Here is an 18,227-nt window from a genome sequence, read left to right as displayed (position 1 = left end):
GCGGCGCCCCTGCTGGACCGCATCGAGCAGGGCCCGGGGGCAGCCTCCTGTCCCGGGCCGGCTCCGTCGTGAACGACAAGCCCTTCGCGCCGTACTGCGACGAGGTGCCCGAGCCGGGCGTCCTGCTGCCCTCCTCCGGCTCCCCGCAAGGGATCCGGCGCGGATTCCGGGCCTGCGCGTACGCCCTGGAAGGGCAGGGGGACGGCCCCGGCCGGTAATCTCCCGCCCGGGGAAGGGGGTCGGGTGTCCATCGCCGAATTGCAGGTGTACTCCGTCGAGGAGGCCGACGTCACGGGCGGCGTGTGCGTGGTCCGCTGCGTCGGCGGGGTGGCCCGGGCCGGGCAGGTCTACGCCGTCGGGGAGTCGCGGATGGGCCTGCGCCACATCGAGCGGTACGGGCGGCCCGTCGCCTCCTTCGACGCCGGCCACCTCGCGAAGGTCCACTTCACGGGCGCCGTGGTCGCCCTGCTCACCCGCGGGCAGGTGCTGACCTCGGTGCCGCCCGACGGGCACTCGCTGGAGGACCTGGAGGCCTGGCTGGCCACCGGGCCCCCGCTGCGGGACGAACCCCAGCCGCGGACCCTGCGCGTCCTCGCCGGAGTGCGGATGCGGGACGAACGGCTCCCCGACGAGGTCCGGCTGCGCTGGGGCCGGGTCGCGCTGGCCGCCACCCACCGGTGCGCGCAGGCCGAGGGCACACCCGCCCTGGCCGCCGCGCCCGAACTGGCCTACCTACAGGGCTACTTGATCCAGCAATTCGGTCCGGCCCGCGGCGGCGACCCGGCGGCCCTGTGCCGGGAGCTGCTGGCGCTGATCGACCTGACCCCGACGCAGGCGGCGGCGCAGGGCCGCGGCTGGCGCGACCTCCCGCACCACCGCATCCGGCACCTGCGCCGCATCAAGAGCCTGATCCCCTGGCTGACCGCCGTACGCCCGCACCTGCCGGACGACGGCCCCCTGGCGGAAGCGGTCGACGCCTGGTCGGCGGTCCGGCCCGACCTGCCGTGACCGGGCCCGGGACGATCTGCCCGCTGCGGGCGCGGCGTTGCCGAGGACCTTGGTCGGGGTGATGCGGACGACCACGCGGACGTCCTCCGCCGGGGCGTCGCGGTACTCCTTGCCGGCGCCCGGCCCGAGGTACTCCTCGGCGATGCGGACGGCCACCGCGCGGCCGACGTCCTCGGTGACGGTGGCCGTGCTGCGGATCTCGGCGTAGAGGAAGGGGTTGGCCAGGTCGAAGACGGTGACGCCGACCCGCCCGTCCCGGAGGATGTTGCGCTCCTTGCGGCGTCCCCGCTCGGTGGAGATCAGCAGGTCGCCCCCGTCGCGGCTCACCCAGATCACGGAACTCTGCGGACTGCCGTCGGGGTTGATGGTCGACAGGACGGCGGGGTGCGGGGAGTCGAGCAGCCCGCGCACGGTCTCGTTCAGCTCAACAGTCATGGCGGCGAGGCTAGTCGGGGCGCCGGCGGGGCGCCGCCGGTTTCCGGGCCCTGCGGTGACTCACCGAAGTCGGTCATTTCCAGGGGATGTTCACCCACGGGCTGGCCGGGTCTGTGGTCAGTGCGACGTGGGCGGCGAGGGCCGTCGTGTACCAGGTGCCGAACTCCTCCTCGTCGAAGTGCAGGCACCGGCCGAGGACGTACCCGGCGGAGAACTCCTCCCACGAGCGGTACGTCTGGCGGGCCGACTCTCCGGCGCGCAGTACGGCCTTCTCCGCCTCGTGCAGGGTGCCGTAGCGGCAGCCGATGCCCCAGCGGGCCATCTGGGAGGCGCGGCCGAGGTCCCAGGCCTCGACGGAGCGGACCCAGCCGTCCTCGGGGAGCAGCCCGTCGGCCCGGAAGCGCTGTTCGTAGCGGGCTATGCGGCCTATGAGGCGTTTGACGCCGGCTATCTCCCCCTCCACCTCGGCGGCAGGGCGCGGCCGGGCGACGGTGACCCCGTCGGGCGTGAGCTGCGGCTCGGCGGCCCGTTCGGCGTTGCGGCGCATGCTCGCCTCGGCGGCGTGCCGCCAGTGCTCCACGTCCACGGGCCCCGCGAAGTCGGAGGCGAGGACGCGGCGGACGCGCAGCGCGAACTCCCACACCGGGCTGACCACCGAGGTGTTCAGGAGCTCTTCGAGGGTGGCGAGCCAGTCGGCCCGGTCGGTGATGCCCCAGCTCTTCGCGACGCGGCGGCGCTCGTGCCGGTATCCGCTGCCGTGGTAGGCCAGGGCGTTCCAGAACTCGCCGTTGGTGACGGCGAGATGGCTGCCGAGGGCGAGGCCGTGCGCGATGTCCCCGTGCAGGGGCCCGCCGGTGAAGAGGGCGTGGACCTTGCCCTCGGGCAGGCCGTAGCAGGGCGCGGCGTCGGCGTGCGCCCGCCAACGGGCCAGGTCGGCGGGGGTGGTGGTGAGGTACGCCTCGGCGGGTGAGCCCGGGTTCACGGCGAGGAAGGCGGGGTCGTCGGCGGCCCACACCTTGGAGAACCAGCCCAGGCTCCGGGCCTCGAAGACCGTCTCGGGAGTGGGCGCGGGCAGCATGCCGGCGGTGCGGACGACGAGCATGCGGTCCGGGGTGGGGTGGAAGAAGACCGAGTCGGGGTGCGCGTCGGCCTGCACGCGGGGCTGCACGAGGTAGAGCTGGGCTCGTGCGAGCACGTCGAAGTACGCGGCCCAGTCGCCCGCCGCCTTGGCCTCGTACAGCTCTCTCTCGATGACGCTCGGCGCGATCCAGGTGCCCATACGGGGACCTTATACGGACCCCTTCCGGGCCGAGCCGGCCCGTTCCGCCTTCCCGAGGGTCATGTCCTCCGCGTAGGTGGGAGCTGGCTCAAGGGGGTTGCGGCATGGGGCGGTTCGGCTTCACGGGGTGCGGCAGCGGTGCGGTCGTCACCCTGTACTGGCGGCCGGGATGCGACTTGTGCAACAAGCTCCGTACGCAGCTGCGGGCGGCCCGGATCCCTTACCGGAAGGTCGACATCTGGCGGGACCCCGACGCGGCGGCCTTCGTCCGCGGGGTGGCCGACGGCAACGAGACCGTCCCGAGGGTGGTGGTCGCCGGCCACCCGCCCATGGTGAACCGGTCGTTGACCCGGGTCCGACGAGCACTCGGCGCCGGGTGACCTGGCCCCGTACGCCGGGCGCGACCTCAGATCGACCGGGCCCGTCGGCACGCCCCCCGCGTGCCACCGCGCGACCGTGCGGACCCCCTTGACGGTCCCCGGCGGGGGAGGGACGCTCCCCGGTCTCGGATCCGAACGGTTGCAGCTGGGGGGCCGCCATGCCGCAGGAGTCTGTTCAATCGGTGGGGGAGCTGCGCGCGCAGCTGAGCGCGCGAGGGGCGCGGTGGTCGGTGCTGGAGCACCTGGCCGACGAGGAGCCGGTGCCGCGGCCCTCGCTCGGTCTGGAGCCCGGTGCGAACCTGACAACCGCCGCGGACGCGGGCACGATCGATCTGCGGGGCCTCATCGGGCACGCGAGCGGCAATCCGCACCTGACCCGGCGCCGCGCCGCCCACGGGCTGCTCGCCGGGGCGGGGGAGCCGGTCCTCGGAGCCCGGCCCGCCGCCGTGGACTGGCGCGACCGCTGGGGCTGGCCCTGGATCACCAAGGTGAAGGACCAGAACCCGTGCGGTTCCTGCTGGGCCTTCGGCGCCGCCGGCCTGGTGGAGTCCATGGCCCGCATCGAGCACGACGTGTGGGCGGAGCGCTCCGAGGGCGACGTCCACGACGGTCTGCGCTTCAGCTGCGGGCAGGGCAGCAACCCGGAGACCGCCCTCGACTGGATCACGGAGAACGGCGGCCTCGCCGACCCGGACTGCTGGCCGTACAGCGTCCCTTCCGCCGGGCTCCCGGCCGCCCGCCGCGACGCCTGGCGCGCCGAGTACACGCCGAGCTGGGACCGGTCCGGCCGTACCGTGCGGGTCACCGACTACGTCCGGCTCGGCGATGTCGAGCAGCAGAAGGTGTGGCTGGACACGGTCGGCCCGCTGACCGCCTGCTTCGACGTCTACGACGACTTCTTCGGTCTCGGCTCCGGGGTCTACCACCGCACCAGCGACCGGCTCGCGGGCGGCCACTGCGTGCTGGTCGTCGGCTACGACGACGCGGCGGGCTGCTGGCTGTTCAAGAACTCCTGGGGCACGGGCTACCACGTCGGCGGCTACGGCCGGATCGCCTACGGCGAGGTCAGGATCGACCACTGGGCCAAGTGCGGGCTGCGCGGCACCAACCCGGATCCGTGGACCAAGCGCCGCCTGCACACCGGCAACGTCTACGAGAGCGGCAACGGCCGCGCCCACCGCAACTTCGAACTCCTCGCCACCACCACGGGCGCCCGGCTCCAGCACTGGTGGCGCGAGGGCGACGCGCCCTTCGCCTGGGCCCGCGCGGGCGTGTTCGCCAACGACGCCTCCGGTCAGCCCGCCTTCACCGGGACCACCTACAACCGCAACATGGAGTCCCTGCACGTGACCACGGGCGGCCGGCTGCGCCACTGGTACTACGAGCAGTCCGCCGGCGTGTGGCGCGACGGGGGCGTCTTCGGCCCGGGGGACGCGGCCGTCGGCTCCACCCCGGCGTTCATCCAGAGCGACTACGGCAAGCCCGGCAACTTCGAGGTGGTCGTCCGTACATCCGACGGCCGGCTCAACCACTGGTGGCGGATCAACGGCGCACCTTGGACCTGGAACGACGGCGGCCGCTTCGCCTCCGGCATCGCCCACTACGGCCCCGCCCTCGTCCAGACCCGCTCGCGCCACCTCGACCTGGTCGCCGCCCGCACCGACGGCCTCATGCAGCTGTGGTGGCGCGACGACCCCGACGGCTTCGCCTGGCGCGCCGGGGAGGTCTTCGGCAGCGGCACGCCCGCCACCTCTGCGCCCTGCCTGATCGAGGGCCAGTACGGGGCCGCCGACGAGGACACCGCCGGGAACTACGAGCTGTGCGTGGCGGTGGCCGGCGGCCGGGTCGAGCACTGGTGGCGCGGCAACGCGGGTGGCTCGCCCTGGCGGTGCGGTGCCGTCTTCGGCCACGACGTCGCCTCGGTCACCGGGATGCTCCAGGGCAGCTTCGGGTTCAACCTGGAAGTCGTCGTCCTGCGCACCGACCGCCGCCTGCAGCACTACTGGCGCGACGGCGCGGGCTGGCACGAAGGGCCGGTGATCGGCCCCGTCTGAGAGGACCGGCGGCGTGGAGGTGCGCAGTGTCGTGCTGAGCCCCGGTGAGCCGTACGAGCTGCGCCTCACCGGACGCGGGGCGCGCGGGTACGTGTGGACCTGGCAGGTCACGGGCGACGCGCAGGTGGTGTCGGTGGCGCAGGCCGCGGGTGCGGCGGGCGGAGCGCCGCCCGGGGCCGCGGTGGAGCTGCGCTACGTCGTACGGGCCCGGCCCCCGGGCGGGGGCCGGGCCAGGATCCGTTTCGCGCAGGTCCGGCCGCCGTACCCGGACGAGGCGCCCTACGACGAGTTCGTGCTGGACGTGGAGGTCAGACCGGCGGCCGGCGGCGCGGACGGCGCGGGCTGAGGACCGCGTGCTGCAGGGCTTCCAGGGGGCCGCGGTCGAAGCGGCGCAGCCACAGCGACGACCCGGCCGCCAGGGTCAGGCTCACGCCCGCCCACAGGCCCATCACCCACCAGGGGCCGCTGTCGGCCGGCCGGTCGGCCAGGCCCAGCCCGAGGCCGTAGCAGAGCAGCATGCAGAGCAGGTTCTGGGCGACGTAGCAGGACAGCGCGGTGCGGCCGACGGAGCCGAGGGCGCGGGTTGCGGAGCCGGGGATCCACAGCCGGTCCAGCGCGATGCCGATCAGGCCGATGTAGCCCAGGGCGAGCAGCGGCGCCGCACCGTAGCGGCCCAGGAGGTAGAAGTCGCCGCCGCCGAAGGTGGTCGCGGCGTTCAGCGGCAGGCCGAGGCCCAGGCCCCAGGCGGCCAGCCGGGTCCGGACGCGGCGGCCGTCGGCGGTCGCGGCGAAGGCGCCGGCGCGGTGGAGGCGTACGCCGAGGAGGAAGAGGAAGACCAGCAGCCCGAAGGAGATGACGGGCTCGATGCGCAGGGCGAGGAAGTGGTCCAGGCGGAAGGCGATCTGCGCCGGCCAGCTCCCGTGGGCGTAGAGGTCGACGGCGGCCGCGGCCGGGGCCTTCGGTGCGCCGGCCGGCCGGGCCATCGCGTCGAGGGTCAGCAGGCCCGTCACTGCCAGGTGCACCCCGCCGGCCGTCCACATGGCCGCGCGCCGCACCTTCTCCGAGCGGGCCAGCAGCCAGGCGACGAGCAGGGCGGTCACGGCGTACCCCATCAGCACGTCCCAGGCGAAGACGAGGACGAAGTGGACGGTGCCCTCGACGAACAGGAAGGCGGCGCGCCGGGGATAGCGGCCGGGCCACGGTTCGCCGCGCCGGGCGGCGGAGTCGTACTGGATGGCCAGGCCGACACCGAACAGGACCGTGAGCAGGGCCAGGAACTTGCCGTCCGCGAGGAAGCGGAAGACGGATTCCGCGATGGTGGCGGCAGAGGGGTCGGCGAGTGCGTCGGGCGCCTTCAGGCCCCCTTGCAGCACGCTCCACTCCGAGCCGGGTGAGGTGAAGATCCAGACGTTGGTCATGAGCGTGCCGAGGATCGCGGCGCCGCGCAGGACGTCCAGGAGGGGGAGCCGGGTGGTCGTGCGGACCGCCGGGGCGAGGGTGTCGGCCATGACTCCAGGCTCCCGGCGCGCGGAGCCGGGTACGTCCTGCGCGCGGACGAAGGCGTAGTACATCCTTCGGTGCAGGCGGGCCCGGCCGGGGAAGGAGACGCCCCGGCCGGCCCCACCCCGGTCCACATCCCGGACCGGCCACGGCTTGCACCCCTGTTGTATCTATGCTGTGCGCATGCCCGCCGCCACCAGCACCGCGACCGCCGCCGACCGCGTCTACCAGCACGTCAAGCACGGTGTGCTCGACCGGCGCTACGAAGGCGGAACCCTCCTCACCGAGGGCGAACTCGCCGAGGCGGTGGGGGTGTCCCGCACCCCGGTCCGCGAGGCGCTGCTGCGCCTGGAGACCGAGGGGCTGCTGAGGCTGTACCCGAAGAAGGGTGCCCTGGTCCTGCCGGTCTCCGCGCAGGAGATCAACGACGTCCTCGAAACCCGGCTGCTGGTCGAGGAGTTCACCGTGCGCAAGGCCGTGCCGGCGCCACCCGGCCTGCTGGACCGGCTCCAAGCGCTGCTCGACGAGCAGCGCCGGCACGCCGCCGCGGGGGACCTCGCCGCGATGACGGCGGCGGACCGGGGCTTCCACGCCGAGATCGTGCGCAGCGCAGGGAACCAGATCCTGTGCCGGCTCTACGACCAACTCCGCGACCGGCAGCTGCGGATGGGCGTGGCCCTGCTGCACGCGCACCCCGACCGGCTGCAGCGGACGCTGGCCGAGCACGCCGAGATCCTGGACGCGCTGCGCGCCGGGGACGCCGGGGCGGCCGCCGCCGCGGTGCGCGGGCACATCGGCCGGGTCGAGTCGCTCGTGCGGGGACCGGGCCTGTGAGCGCCGGGCCGGTGGGTGCCGGGCCGGTGGGCGCCGGGCAGATGAAGGACCCGCCGGGCGGTGGGAAGGCCGTCGCCGTCTGGTGCATCGGCGTCGCCGTCTACTTCGTCGCGGTGATCTTCCGCACCAGCCTGGGCGTGGCCGGTCTCGAAGCGGCGGACCGCTTCCGCGTCAGCGCCTCCGCCCTGTCCACCTTCTCCCTGCTCCAGCTCCTCGTCTACGCGGGCATGCAGGTCCCTGTCGGCCTGATGGTGGACCGGCTCGGCACCAAGAAGGTACTGACGCTGGGCGCGGTGCTCTTCACCGCCGGGCAGCTCGGCTTCGCGCTCTCCCCCTCGTACGAGATGGCCCTCGCCGCCCGCGCCCTGCTCGGCTGCGGCGACGCAATGACCTTCATCTCCGTGCTGCGGCTCGGCACCCGCTGGTTCCCGGCCCGGCGCGGGCCTCTGATGGCGCAGCTGGCCGGGCTGGTCGGCATGGCGGGCAACCTCGTGTCCACCCTCGTCCTCGCGCCCGTCCTGCACGGGGTCGGCTGGACCGCGGCCTTCGCCGGCAGCGCGGTGGCCGGGCTGGTGGTGCTGGTGCCGCTGGTGCTGTTCCTGCGCGACCACCCGGAGGGCCACGACCCGGCGCCGGCGGAGCGGACCGGCGGGGCGGGCTTCGTGCGGCGCCAGATCAGGGAGTCCTGGAGCGAACCCGGCACCCGGCTCGGGCTGTGGGTGCACTTCACCACGCAGTTCCCCGCGATGGTGTTCCTGCTGCTGTGGGGGATGCCCTTCCTGATCGAGGCGCAGGGCCTGACGCGGACCACCGCCGGCGCGCTGCTGACGCTGGTCGTCGCCTCGAACATGGCGCTCGGGCTGGTCTACGGCCAGATCATCGGCCGCCGCCAGTCCACCCGGATACCGCTCGCGCTGGGGACGGTCGGCCTCACGGCCCTGCTCTGGGGGGCGGTCCTCGCCCACCCGGGGGGCCACGCGCCGATGTGGCTGCTGGTCACCCTGTGCCTGGTGCTGGGCGGCTGCGGCCCGGCGTCGATGATCGGCTTCGACTTCGCCCGCCCCGCCAACCCGGCCGAACGCCAGGGCACCGCCTCCGGGATCACCAACATGGGCGGCTTCATCGCCTCGATGACGACCCTGCTGACGGTGGGCGTCCTGCTCGACGCCACCGGCGACGACTACCGCATCGCCTTCTCGACGGTCTTCGTGCTCGAAGCGCTCGGCGTCACCCAGATCCTGCGCCTGCGCCGCGGGGCACTGGCCCGCGAGGCGGCCCGCGGCCGCGTCACCATCCCCGCGCAGACACCGGCGCAGACACCCGAACCGGCGCCCGCGCAGACTTCCGGACAGGCGTCCGGTCCGGAGGCGGAACCGCGGCCGCGGTCCACCGCCTGTCCCCTGCCGGAAACAGCAGGGCGCGAGACGCCGTAGGCCGCGCCGCCCACCGGGGAGCGGCGCCCCCGCCTTCAGCCGCGCCTTCCGCACGGCCTACACGATCAACCCGACCGGATTCCGCCGCGCGGCCGCCACGGCCGTACGGTTCAGCACCACCGCCTGAGCGGGCTCACGGCGGCGTCAGGGGGTCACGGAGAACTGCGTCAGGATGGCCTCCGCCAGCTGTGCGTCGCCCTCCACCTTCACCCGGTCGGCGACCGTGCGCGCCCGTACCCGGCCCGCCGCGAGCCGGACGTACGTCTCCCAGTCCATGGTCAGCGTCACCGCCGGGCCCAGCGACGGGGACTTGTCCACCGTGCCGCGGCCGTCCGCGTCCACCCGTACCGTCCGCATGAACTCCAGCTGCCCGTGCACGTCGATCACCACCGCCGAGTTCGCCGGGGCGCCCGCCCGCTTCGCCACCACCTTCGGCAGCCCGGACAGGAGGATGTCCCGCGCCACGTACGCACCCGGCGAGTCCCAGTTCCCCGGCGCGCCCAGCGCCCACCGCAGGTCCTGCTCGTGGATCCACACATCGAACGCCCGCAGCCGCAGCGCGTGTTCCAGGGTCACCTGGTCGCCGAGCGGCCCCCGCACCATCGTGTCCGGATCCCGCTTCTCGTTGCGCAGCTGCCGCGCGCGGCGGATGACGGTGTACTCCAGCTCCGAGGTCATCTCCGGCGCGGTGTGGTGGCGCCGCACGTCGACCTGCACCTCCATGTACCGGCTGAACTCGTCCACCACGTGCCGCAGGTCCCGCGCCACCGTGTGGATCGGCCGGGGGTCCCCGAGCTGCTCGCACTCGATGCCGATGATGTGGGAGACGACGTCACGGACCGACCAGCCGGGGCACGGCGTCGCCCGGTTCCACTCGCCCTCCGTCAGGGGGAGGACCAACTCGGATATCGCCTCGATCGAGTGCGTCCACGCGTCGGCATAGGGCTGAAGGCTGGGATGCGGATGGACGGTCAACGGGACCCCTCGCGGTGCTGTTCAGTGGCGTCGTTCAGTGGCGCGTTTCGGAAGCAGTGGACTCAGTTTCCAAAACTACGCTGCCTGTGAGCACCCCGGCAGTGCTTTCGTGTGACGATTCGTAGGCCCGAGTTGACGGCTTGAACGCCAGGACGGTGGTAATGTGCGCGCCTCGTTGATCCAAATCGCAGTGAACGAGGGCGAGTCGGTGTCTTCCCGGCGCGCCCGTGTGGCCGATCTCGTGCGGGAACAGGACGAGTCCGATCTCGTCGTGCTGCCCGAGCTGTGGACGGTCGGGGCGTTCGCCTACGAGCAGTTCGAGACCGAGGCCGAGCCGCTGGACGGACCGACCTACGAGGCCATGTCCAAGGCGGCCCGCGACGCCGGGGTCTGGCTGCACGCGGGCTCGGTCGTGGAGCGCGCGGGCGACGGCTCCCTCTACAACACCGCCCTGGTCATCTCCCCGGCCGGCGAGCTGGCCGCCACCTACCGCAAGATCCACCGCTTCGGCTTCGACCAGGGCGAGGCGGTCCTGATGTCCGCCGGTGACTCCCTGACCACGGTGGAGCTGCCGGAACAGACCCTCGGCATCGCCACCTGCTACGACCTGCGCTTCCCCGAACTGTTCCGGGGCCTGGTCGACGCCGGCGCGACCACGATGATCGTCGCCGCCGGCTGGCCCGCGCGCCGCCGCTCGCACTGGACGCTGCTGAGCCGGGCGCGCGCCGTCGAGGACCAGTCGTACGTCCTGGCGTGCGGGCTGGCCGGCACCCACGCGGGCGTCGAGCAGGCCGGGCACAGCCTGGTCGTCGACCCGTGGGGCGAGGTCCTCGCGGAGGCGGGCCCCGGCGAGGAGGTCCTCACGGTGGACCTGGACCCGGCCAGGGTCGCCGACACCCGCTCGCAGTTCCCGGCCCTCAAGGACCGCCGCCTGGGCCGCTGACCGTCAACCGGTGCGGATCCAGAGCACGACCGCCAGGACGGCGGGCACGGGGCACGCCAGCGCGCCGAGCAGGAGCAGCCGCGTGGACGCCGCCAGCCTGCGGACACCGGGAGCACGGGCCAGGGCGGTGAGCCCGGCGGCGGCGGCCGCCGGGACCAGCACAAGCAGCAGCAACAGGCCGCCGACCGGCTGCCCGGCCGCCGCACCCCACACCAGCGCGACGGTGAACAGGCCGCCCACCCAGCACACCGACAGCAGGGTGAGTGCCCACAGCAGGCCGGCGAGCGCGACGACGACGGGGCGGTCCTTGCGGACCGGCTGCGAGGGCTGCCACGGACCGTAGAGGGCCGCGTGGGTGCTGGGGTTCACCGTGGGGTTCCTTCCGTGCTCGGCGGGACTGCCACGATCCTCGCCGCCGCCCGCTGCCACCGCATGAGCGCGGATGCTCACCTCCGCGGGGGGTCCGTACTCAGCCCGGGGCCCCCGCTCAGTCCTGGAGGGCGTCCTCCCGCTCCTTCTCGGCCATCCGGATCACGCACACCGCGACCGCCACCAGCAGCGCCGCGTCGGCGTCCTCCCGCACCACGTCGACCGCGTACGTCTCCCGCACCCGGTACCACTGCCGGGAGACCAGGGCGAGCAGCTCCCCGTCGTACTCGACCTTGAACTCCCGATCCAGGATCCGCCCGCTGACATCGAGCTCCGTGCCCTCCAGCAGCGTCACGCGGAAGTGGTTGCGCAGCAGCGAGAAGCGCTTGCGGCGGATCACCGCGAGCCGCCGCTCGTCCCGCTCCAGGGTCATCGCGTCGCGGAAGGCGAAGAGCTTCTCCCGCAGGGTGATCAGGATCCGGCCGTCGGGATCCTTCAGCTCCAGCGTGTCCCGCAACCGCAGCGCCTTGCCGTCGACGAGGAAGGCGTGCCGCCCCTCCTCGTCCTCGATCCAGCAGTCGTCCCCGATGGCCAGCATTTTGTCCCGAACGAGGTATTTCATGCGCTGATCAGTGCCCGCGATAGGTTTCCCCCATGCCACTGCTCTACGTGACCGACCTGGCGTACCCCGCACGCGGCCGCCGATATTGCGACGAGGACATATTCCTCACCTCGCGCCTGCGCGAGCACTTCGCGCTGGCCCTGTGCCACCCCGCCGACGCGCGCGCCCTGATGCCCGGCTTCGACGCCGTGATCGTCCGCAACAGCGGCCCGGTCCTGTACTACCAGGAGGAGTACGACGCCTTCCGCGCGGCGGCCCTCGCCGCCGGCACGCCCGTGTACAACCCCCTCACCGGCCGCGCCGACATGGCCGGCAAGCAGTACCTCCTCGACCTGACGGCCGCCGGCCACCCGGTCATCCCGACCATCGACGACCCGGCCCGGCTGGCCGAACTGCCGCAGGTGCCCGAGTACGTCGTCAAGCCCAAGCAGGGCGCCGACTCCATCGGCCTCACCTTCACCGCGACACCGGCCGGCCCGGCCGGGGCCGTCCTGATCCAGCCGCGCATCGACTTCACGTACGAGGTGTCCTTCTACTTCGTCGACGACGCCTTCCAGTACGCCCTCCACGCCCCCGATCCGGCCCGCCGCTGGGAGCTGCGCCCCTACCGACCGACCGGCGAGGACCTGGCCTTCGCCCGCTCCTTCGTCGAGTGGAACACCCTCGGGCACGGCATCCAGCGGGTGGACGCCTGCCGGGCGCCCTCCGGAGAACTGCTCCTCGTCGAGCTGGAGGACCTCAACCCCTACCTGTCCCTGGACCTCGTGCCGGCAGAGGTGCAGGACGCCTTCGTCACGGCCCTCACGAGGTCTCTCCACTCCTTCCTCGGCTGATGTCAGTGCCGGGTGCCAGGCTCCTCCCATGGACAAGACGACGTTCTGGCAGCTGATCGAGACGGCCCGCGCGGACACGGCGGCGGACACGGGTGAGGACGCGGTGGCGCAGCGGGCGGGGGAGCTGCTCGCGGCCCGTCCTCAGGCGGAGATAGCCGCGGCCCAGCAGGTGCTGTGGGACCTGCTGGCGGAGTCCTACCGCAGCCCGCTCTGGGCCGCGGCCTACATGATCAACGGCGGCTGCTCGGACGACGGCTTCGACTACTTCCGCGGCTGGCTGCTCACACAGGGCCGCGCCGTCTTCGACGCCGCCCTGGCCGACCCGGACTCCCTCGCGGACCACCCGGCGGTCCGCGATGCGGCCGCGGAGGGCCTGGAGCTGTGGGGCGAGGACGCCCTCTCGATCGCGTGGACCGCCTACGAGAGCGCCACCGGCCGCGAACTCCCCGCGGACTCCTTCACGATCAGCTATCCGCCCCTGGACCCGTCCTGGGACTTCGACTTCGACGACGCGGCCGAACTGGCGACCCGGCTGCCGCGCCTGAGCGCCCTCTTCGACTATTCGTAGCGGTACAGCAGGGATTCGCGCTCCTGCCGCCGGATGTCCTCGATCGTCAGACCGGGCATGTCCAGGTGGGCGAGGGTGACCTCGGCGGAACTGGGGGCGGCGTTCTCGGCGAGCCACTGCTCGGGCTTCCACGCGCCGCTGCGCAGGAACGCCTTCGGGCAGTGCTGGTAGGCCTCCTCGACCTGCACGACGATCGCGCTGCGCGGCGGCTTGCCGACGGCGGTCAGCTGCTCCAGCAGCCGGGGATCGGCGGAGACGCAGGCCCGCCCGTTCACGCGCAGCGTGGTGGCCCGGCCCGGGATGACGAAGATCAGACCGGCCCGGCCCGTCTCGACGATGTTGTGGGCGGTGTCGAGCCGCTTGTTGCCGGTGGCGTCGGGGACGGCGAGGGTGAACTCGTCGAGTACCGCGACGAATCCGGGCGGCCCGCCCCGGGGCGTCACGTCGCAGTGCCCGCCCGCCCCGGCGCTCGCGACGAACACCAGCGACGACCGCCCGATGACCGCTCGGGCGGCCTCGTGGATCCGGTCGACGGCCTTGCGCCGCGCCATCTCCCCCGGCTCCTCGTACAGCTCCCGCAACTGCGCGGCATCACGTACGGCGCCGGCGCTCAAGGCCTCGAATATCCGCCCGCCAGGCGGCATGCTCCCCGTCACCCCCCGCACGCTACCGGCTCCCTAGAGCCCGTTGGTGTCCAGGTCGATCCCGAAGGGCTCCGGCAGCCGCACGGACGTCCCGAACGGATGCGGCCCGTCGACCTTGGTGTACCCCAGGCTCCCGGGCTCCGCGAACAGGGTGACGGACCGCTCCAGCCGGTCGACGAGCAGATAGAGCGGCGCCCCGTACTCGGCGTACCGCTTGCGCTTGACCACGCGGTCGGTCTCGGCATTGGAGTCCGAGGTCACCTCGACGACGAGCAGCACCTGGTCGGGCAGCATGGCGCTCCCGCCCTTCGCCAGCGCCTTGGGGACGACGGCCAGGTCGGGGACGTACCAGTTCGACGAACCCGGAAGGTCGAGGTTCCCCGACCCCGTGACGCAGTCCAGTTCCTTGACCCGAGGCCGGATCTGGTCGCGGATCTCCTCCGCCGCGTTCTCGTGGTCCCAACTCGGCGTCACGTTGGTGATGACGCCTTCGACGATCTCCGTCCGGTCTCCGCTGTGGTGCTGGATGGCGTACTTCAGCGCGCTCTCGGGGTCGATGCCTTCGCCGTAGTCGTGCGCGGTGGTCATTGCGGACGCCTCCCTTGCTTCCCGTGACCAGGCTCCCACGGGCTCTCGCTCCCTGTTGTCACCCCTGCGGGTGCCCCGCCCCGCAGGGAACGTCGTACTGGCGTGACGGGGCGTTCACGGGCGGATGGCAAGCTTGAAGGATGAACGATGCTGCCCCGGCGCCCACCCCCGCGCCCGCGCCCCGCCGTGCCCGTGTCCGTGCCCCCGAGCTGATCGGCAAAGGTGGCTGGCTGAACACCGGCGGCAAGGAGCTCACCCTCGCCGACCTGCGGGGACGCATCACGATCCTCGATTTCTGGACCTTCTGCTGCATCAACTGCCTGCACGTCCTCGACGAGCTGCGCGAGCTGGAGGAGAAGCACCGCGACACCGTCGTGATCATCGGCGTGCACTCACCGAAGTTCGTGCACGAGGCCGAGCACGCGGCCGTCGTCGACGCCGTCGAGCGCTACGAGGTCCACCACCCCGTCCTCGACGATCCCGAGCTCGCCACCTGGAAGCAGTACGCCGTCCGCGCGTGGCCCACGCTCGTCGTGATCGACCCCGAGGGCTACGTCGTCGCCCAGCACGCCGGCGAGGGGCACGCCCACGCCATCGCGAAGCTGGTCGAGGAGCTGGAGACCAAGCACGAGGCCAAGGGCACCCTGCGGCGCGGCGACGGCCCGTACGTGGCGCCCGAGCCCGTCGCGAGCGACCTGCGCTTCCCGGGCAAGGGGCTGCTCCTGCCCAGCGGGAACTTCCTCGTCTCGGACTCCACGCGGCACCAACTGGTGGAGCTGGCCGCCGACGGGGAAAGCGTCGTACGCCGCATCGGCAGCGGCGAGCGCGGTTTCGCCGGCGACAGCTTCAGCGAGCCGCAGGGGCTGGCGCTGCTGCCCGACGGCCGGGTGGTCGTCGCCGACACCGTCAACCACGCGCTGCGCGTCCTCGACCTCGACAGCGGAGCCGTCGAGACGGTCGCCGGCACCGGGCGGCAGTGGTGGCAGGGCTCGCCGACCTCCGGGCCGGCCCTCGAAGTGGACCTGTCCTCGCCGTGGGACGTGGCCTGGTGGCAGGGCAAGGTGTGGATCGCCATGGCCGGTGTCCACCAGCTGTGGACCTGGGACCCGGCGGAGGGAACCGTCGAGGTCGCCGCCGGCACCACCAACGAGGGGCTGCACGACGGGCCGGCCGCCGAGGCCTGGTTCGCCCAGCCGTCCGGGCTCGCCGCCGCCGGGGACCGGCTGTGGATCGCCGACTCCGAGACCAGCGCCCTGCGGTACGTCCACCCCACCGACACCGGCTACGCCGTCACGTCCGCCGTCGGCACCGGCCTGTTCGACTTCGGGCACCGGGACGGGGACGCCGCCCAGGCCCTGCTCCAGCACCCGCTCGGGGTGACGGCCCTGCCCGACGGCTCGGTCGCGGTGTGCGACACGTACAACCACGCGCTGCGCCGCTACGACCCCGCCACCGGGCAGGTCTCGACCCTCGCGACCGACCTGCGCGAGCCCAGCGACGCCGTGCTCGTCGGAGAGGACATCGTGGTCGTCGAGTCCGCCCGGCACCGCCTGACGCGGCTGCGACTCCCGGAGGAGGCGGTGCGGGTGGACGCGGTCGCCCACCGCACCCAGCGGGCCGCCACCGAGGTGGCGCCCGGCACCCTGCGCCTCGACGTGGTCTTCCAGGCCCCCAGCGGGCAGAAGCTCGACACCCGCTACGGGCCCTCCACCCGCCTGCTCGTCTCCTCGACCCCGCCCGAGCTGCTGGCGGGCGGCGAGGGCGCCGGCAGCGACCTGTTCCGGGAGCTGGCGCTGAACCCGGACGTCACCGAGGGCGTGCTGCACGTCTCGGCGATGGCGGCGTCCTGCGACGACGACCCGGCCAACGAATACCCGGCCTGCCACGTCCACCAGCAGGACTGGGGGGTGCCCGTCCGCGTCACCGCCGCCGGCGCCTCCCGGCTGCCTCTCGTCCTGGCGGGCATGGACGACGAGGGATAGCGGGGGCGCAACCGGCCTTCCCTGCGGGCTTCCTGGGGGGTCAGCCCTCCAGGAAGGCCACCAGGGCGTTGGCGAGGAGGTACGGGTCGTCCGCGCCGCACAGTTCGCGGGCGCTGTGCATCGAGAGGATCGCGACGCCGATGTCCACGGTCTGGATGCCGTGGCGGGCGGCCGTGATCGGGCCGATCGTCGTGCCGCACGGCATCGAGTTGTTGGAGACGAACGTCTGCCACGGGACGCCGGCCCGCTCGCACGCGGCGGCGAACACCGCGCGCCCGCTGCCGTCGGTGGCGTAGCGCTGGTTGACGTTGACCTTCAGGATCGGGCCGGCGTTGGCCCTCGGGTGGTGCGTGGGGTCGTGGCGCTCACCGTAGTTGGGGTGCACGGCGTGCCCGGTGTCGGAGGACAGGCAGATGGTGCCGGCGAAGGCCCGCGCGCGGTCCTCGTACGTGCCCCCGCGCGCGAAGACTGAACGTTCCAGCACGTTGCCCAGCAGCGGGCCGTCGGCGCCGGTGTCCGACTGGGAGCCGTTCTCCTCGTGGTCGAAGGCGGCCAGCACCGGGATGTGGTCGAGCTTCTCGGCGCCGGAGACGGCGGCCAGCGCCGCGACGCCCGCGTGCACGGACAGCAGGTTGTCCATCCGGGGGCCGGCCACCAGCTCGCGGTCGCGGCCCAGGTAGGCGGGCGGCTCGATCGAGTGGACCATCAGGTCCCAGCCGGCCACCGAGCCGTGCTCCAGGCCCTCTTCCTCCTCCAGGAACGCGATGAGGTCGCCCTCGTGCGCTTCGCCGAGGCCCCAGATCGGCTGCATGTGCCGCTGCTTGTCGAGCTTGAGGCCGTCGCTGTTCACCGACCGGTCCAGGTGCACGGCGAGTTGCGGCACGCGCAGCAGCGCCCGGTCGATGTTCACGAGGCGCTCGGTGCCGTCGCGCAGGGTCAGCCGGCCGGCCAGGCCCAGGTCCCGGTCCAGCCAGGTGTTGAGCAGGGTCCCGCCGTAGATCTCGACCGCGATCTGCCGCCAGCCCTGCGAGCCGGTGTCGGGCAGCGGCTTGACCCGCAGGTTCGGCGAGTCGGTGTGGGCGCCGATGATGCGGAACGGGGTGTGTGCCGCGGCGCCTTCGGGGACGTACCAGGCGATGAGCGCGCCGCCGCGGAGCACGAACTTGCCCCCGGTGCCCGAATCCCAGGCGTCCGTCTCCGACAACTGCCTGAAGCCTGCCTTCTCCAGCCGCTCCGCCGCGTTGGCCACGGCGTGGTACGGCGACGGACTGGCCGTCAGGAAGGTCATCAGATCGTCGGTGTGGCCGCGGTCGAAGCGGGCGGGAGAGCTCATCGTATTTCCCTTGTGTGGAAGCCCCCGGCTTCAGCCGGGTGAGGAAACGCAGTTCCGGCTCGGAGCCTCGCCGCGGCGGAGTGCCGAAGCGTGAGGCTGTGACCTGTGCTTGTGTTCGGATCGTGACCGACCGTAGCGTCGGGGGAGTGGGTGTTCCATCCGCGCAGCGGTCGTGCAAGTACCGTTTCTATCGGACGGATGCGCAGGCCGTGGAACTGTCGCGGACGTTCGTGCAGCTGTGGTCGATGCGCCCGGTTTGCGGGACCCCTCACGACCGGGACGGGAACGCCGCGACCGGTCTTCCGGCCGCCGGGGCGGCCGTTGCCGACAGCGGAGCGGTTGTCGGGCCTCATCGTGAGTCCTCCTCTCGGTCGGGCGGTCCGTGGCGGAACGGACCCTCACGCGTGAGTGTGGGAATCCCCTCCGCCTGGGAGGGGAGGAAGCCGA

General features: G+C 73.0%; 19 protein-coding genes and 1 pseudogene. 11 read left to right on the top strand and 9 right to left on the bottom strand.

The genetic code is table 11. The features are described from left to right. Positions 1 to 218 (top strand): hypothetical protein (locus AB0F82_RS30985; protein WP_362633374.1); only part of this gene is annotated, 218 nt, incomplete at its 5' end. Between the two features lie 25 nt (positions 219 to 243). Then, positions 244 to 1,008 (top strand): hypothetical protein, encoded by a 765-nt coding sequence (locus AB0F82_RS30980; protein ID WP_362633372.1) that lies wholly within the window; start codon positions 244 to 246, stop codon positions 1,006 to 1,008. Between the two features lie 51 nt (positions 1,009 to 1,059). Here AB0F82_RS30980 and AB0F82_RS30975 read toward each other — a convergent pair. Beyond that, positions 1,060 to 1,443, bottom strand: a pseudogene (locus AB0F82_RS30975) (PPOX class F420-dependent oxidoreductase); the annotation flags it as partial. A gap of 73 nt (positions 1,444 to 1,516) precedes the next feature. After that, positions 1,517 to 2,722, bottom strand: coding sequence for a DUF1266 domain-containing protein (locus AB0F82_RS30970; protein WP_362633369.1), 1,206 nt, complete (start codon positions 2,720 to 2,722; stop codon positions 1,517 to 1,519). 104 nt (positions 2,723 to 2,826) lie between these two features. Here AB0F82_RS30970 and AB0F82_RS30965 point away from each other — a divergent pair, with 104 nt between their 5' ends. The 3 genes from AB0F82_RS30965 (at position 2,827) to AB0F82_RS30955 (ending at position 5,502) form a co-directional block, all read left to right on the top strand. Next, complete coding sequence (locus tag AB0F82_RS30965; protein ID WP_362633366.1) at positions 2,827 to 3,102, top strand: glutaredoxin domain-containing protein; 276 nt, start codon at positions 2,827 to 2,829, stop codon at positions 3,100 to 3,102. A 182-nt stretch (positions 3,103 to 3,284) separates the two neighbouring features. Further along, positions 3,285 to 5,156: a C1 family peptidase gene (locus AB0F82_RS30960; RefSeq protein ID WP_362633364.1), complete on the top strand. Its 1,872-nt coding sequence runs from the start codon at positions 3,285 to 3,287 to the stop codon at positions 5,154 to 5,156. A 13-nt stretch (positions 5,157 to 5,169) separates the two neighbouring features. Continuing rightward, positions 5,170 to 5,502 (top strand): hypothetical protein, encoded by a 333-nt coding sequence (locus tag AB0F82_RS30955; RefSeq protein WP_362633361.1) that lies wholly within the window; start codon positions 5,170 to 5,172, stop codon positions 5,500 to 5,502. Here AB0F82_RS30955 and AB0F82_RS30950 read toward each other — a convergent pair. Beyond that, on the bottom strand, positions 5,465 to 6,664 hold the full coding sequence (locus AB0F82_RS30950) for a DUF418 domain-containing protein (RefSeq protein WP_362633358.1): 1,200 nt from the start codon (positions 6,662 to 6,664) through the stop codon (positions 5,465 to 5,467). The genes AB0F82_RS30955 and AB0F82_RS30950 overlap by 38 nt on opposite strands. A 175-nt stretch (positions 6,665 to 6,839) precedes the next feature. On the opposite strand from AB0F82_RS30950, the gene AB0F82_RS30945 reads away from it, so the two are divergent. Together AB0F82_RS30945 and AB0F82_RS30940 are read left to right on the top strand one after the other, a co-directional pair. Beyond that, positions 6,840 to 7,490, top strand: a complete 651-nt coding sequence (locus AB0F82_RS30945) for a GntR family transcriptional regulator (protein WP_362633355.1) — start codon at positions 6,840 to 6,842, stop codon at positions 7,488 to 7,490. 41 nt (positions 7,491 to 7,531) lie between these two features. Continuing rightward, entirely contained in the window at positions 7,532 to 8,923 is a 1,392-nt protein-coding gene (locus tag AB0F82_RS30940; protein WP_362633388.1) for an MFS transporter, read from the top strand. 144 nt (positions 8,924 to 9,067) lie between these two features. Here AB0F82_RS30940 and AB0F82_RS30935 read toward each other — a convergent pair whose 3' ends face one another. Next, positions 9,068 to 9,898 carry a maleylpyruvate isomerase family mycothiol-dependent enzyme gene (locus tag AB0F82_RS30935; RefSeq protein ID WP_356813589.1) on the bottom strand — a complete coding sequence of 277 codons (831 nt, stop codon included), beginning with the start codon at positions 9,896 to 9,898 and terminating at the stop codon, positions 9,068 to 9,070. 163 nt (positions 9,899 to 10,061) lie between these two features. Between AB0F82_RS30935 and AB0F82_RS30930 the strand changes: the two genes are divergently transcribed. Continuing rightward, entirely contained in the window at positions 10,062 to 10,841 is a 780-nt protein-coding gene (locus AB0F82_RS30930) for a carbon-nitrogen family hydrolase (RefSeq protein ID WP_362633352.1), read from the top strand. A 3-nt stretch (positions 10,842 to 10,844) separates the two neighbouring features. Here the strand turns inward: AB0F82_RS30930 and AB0F82_RS30925 are convergent, their stop codons facing one another. Together AB0F82_RS30925 and AB0F82_RS30920 are read right to left on the bottom strand one after the other, a co-directional pair. Beyond that, positions 10,845 to 11,210 carry a hypothetical protein gene (locus AB0F82_RS30925; RefSeq protein ID WP_356813587.1) on the bottom strand — a complete coding sequence of 122 codons (366 nt, stop codon included), beginning with the start codon at positions 11,208 to 11,210 and terminating at the stop codon, positions 10,845 to 10,847. A gap of 118 nt (positions 11,211 to 11,328) precedes the next feature. Next, positions 11,329 to 11,832, bottom strand: coding sequence for an LURP-one-related/scramblase family protein (locus AB0F82_RS30920; protein ID WP_356813586.1), 504 nt, complete (start codon positions 11,830 to 11,832; stop codon positions 11,329 to 11,331). 32 nt (positions 11,833 to 11,864) lie between these two features. Between AB0F82_RS30920 and AB0F82_RS30915 the strand changes: the two genes are divergently transcribed. Then, positions 11,865 to 12,665 carry a hypothetical protein gene (locus tag AB0F82_RS30915; protein WP_362633347.1) on the top strand — a complete coding sequence of 267 codons (801 nt, stop codon included), beginning with the start codon at positions 11,865 to 11,867 and terminating at the stop codon, positions 12,663 to 12,665. Positions 12,666 to 12,693: 28 nt separating this feature from the next. Then, a complete protein-coding gene (locus tag AB0F82_RS30910; protein WP_356813584.1) occupies positions 12,694 to 13,233 on the top strand; it encodes a DUF4240 domain-containing protein in 540 nt (179 codons plus the stop codon). Here AB0F82_RS30910 and AB0F82_RS30905 read toward each other — a convergent pair. After that, positions 13,224 to 13,877, bottom strand: a complete 654-nt coding sequence (locus AB0F82_RS30905) for an MSMEG_1061 family FMN-dependent PPOX-type flavoprotein (RefSeq protein WP_362633385.1) — start codon at positions 13,875 to 13,877, stop codon at positions 13,224 to 13,226. The two genes, AB0F82_RS30910 and AB0F82_RS30905, sit on opposite strands and share 10 nt — an antisense overlap. A 33-nt stretch (positions 13,878 to 13,910) precedes the next feature. Beyond that, complete coding sequence (locus AB0F82_RS30900; RefSeq protein WP_362633343.1) at positions 13,911 to 14,465, bottom strand: Uma2 family endonuclease; 555 nt, start codon at positions 14,463 to 14,465, stop codon at positions 13,911 to 13,913. 140 nt (positions 14,466 to 14,605) lie between these two features. Here AB0F82_RS30900 and AB0F82_RS30895 point away from each other — a divergent pair, with 140 nt between their 5' ends. Then, a complete protein-coding gene (locus tag AB0F82_RS30895) occupies positions 14,606 to 16,447 on the top strand; it encodes an NHL domain-containing thioredoxin family protein (protein WP_362633341.1) in 1,842 nt (613 codons plus the stop codon). A 40-nt stretch (positions 16,448 to 16,487) separates the two neighbouring features. Here the strand turns inward: AB0F82_RS30895 and AB0F82_RS30890 are convergent, their stop codons facing one another. Further along, positions 16,488 to 17,780 (bottom strand): M18 family aminopeptidase, encoded by a 1,293-nt coding sequence (locus AB0F82_RS30890; protein ID WP_030647744.1) that lies wholly within the window; start codon positions 17,778 to 17,780, stop codon positions 16,488 to 16,490. Positions 17,781 to 18,227: the final 447 nt, after the last annotated feature.

It is taken from the genome of Streptomyces virginiae (assembly GCF_040638905.1).
Lineage (GTDB): Bacteria > Actinomycetota > Actinomycetes > Streptomycetales > Streptomycetaceae > Streptomyces > Streptomyces virginiae_B.
Note: the sequence above shows the minus strand (reverse complement) of the source record. Positions and strands in the feature narration are given on the sequence as shown.

Excerpts from the sequence above, each read along its gene's own strand:
- AB0F82_RS30970 (WP_362633369.1), bottom strand. The coding sequence starts at position 2,722 with ATGGGCACCTGGATCGCGCCGAGCGTCATCGAGAGAGAGCTGTACGAG.
- AB0F82_RS30965 (WP_362633366.1), top strand. The coding sequence starts at position 2,827 with ATGGGGCGGTTCGGCTTCACGGGGTGCGGCAGCGGTGCGGTCGTCACC.
- AB0F82_RS30950 (WP_362633358.1), bottom strand. The coding sequence starts at position 6,664 with ATGGCCGACACCCTCGCCCCGGCGGTCCGCACGACCACCCGGCTCCCC.
- AB0F82_RS30945 (WP_362633355.1), top strand. The coding sequence starts at position 6,840 with ATGCCCGCCGCCACCAGCACCGCGACCGCCGCCGACCGCGTCTACCAG.
- AB0F82_RS30940 (WP_362633388.1), top strand. The coding sequence starts at position 7,532 with ATGAAGGACCCGCCGGGCGGTGGGAAGGCCGTCGCCGTCTGGTGCATC.
- AB0F82_RS30920 (WP_356813586.1), bottom strand. The coding sequence starts at position 11,832 with ATGAAATACCTCGTTCGGGACAAAATGCTGGCCATCGGGGACGACTGC.
- AB0F82_RS30915 (WP_362633347.1), top strand. The coding sequence starts at position 11,865 with ATGCCACTGCTCTACGTGACCGACCTGGCGTACCCCGCACGCGGCCGC.
- AB0F82_RS30910 (WP_356813584.1), top strand. The coding sequence starts at position 12,694 with ATGGACAAGACGACGTTCTGGCAGCTGATCGAGACGGCCCGCGCGGAC.
- AB0F82_RS30905 (WP_362633385.1), bottom strand. The coding sequence starts at position 13,877 with ATGCCGCCTGGCGGGCGGATATTCGAGGCCTTGAGCGCCGGCGCCGTA.
- AB0F82_RS30900 (WP_362633343.1), bottom strand. The coding sequence starts at position 14,465 with ATGACCACCGCGCACGACTACGGCGAAGGCATCGACCCCGAGAGCGCG.
- AB0F82_RS30895 (WP_362633341.1), top strand. The coding sequence starts at position 14,606 with ATGAACGATGCTGCCCCGGCGCCCACCCCCGCGCCCGCGCCCCGCCGT.
- AB0F82_RS30890 (WP_030647744.1), bottom strand. The coding sequence starts at position 17,780 with ATGAGCTCTCCCGCCCGCTTCGACCGCGGCCACACCGACGATCTGATG.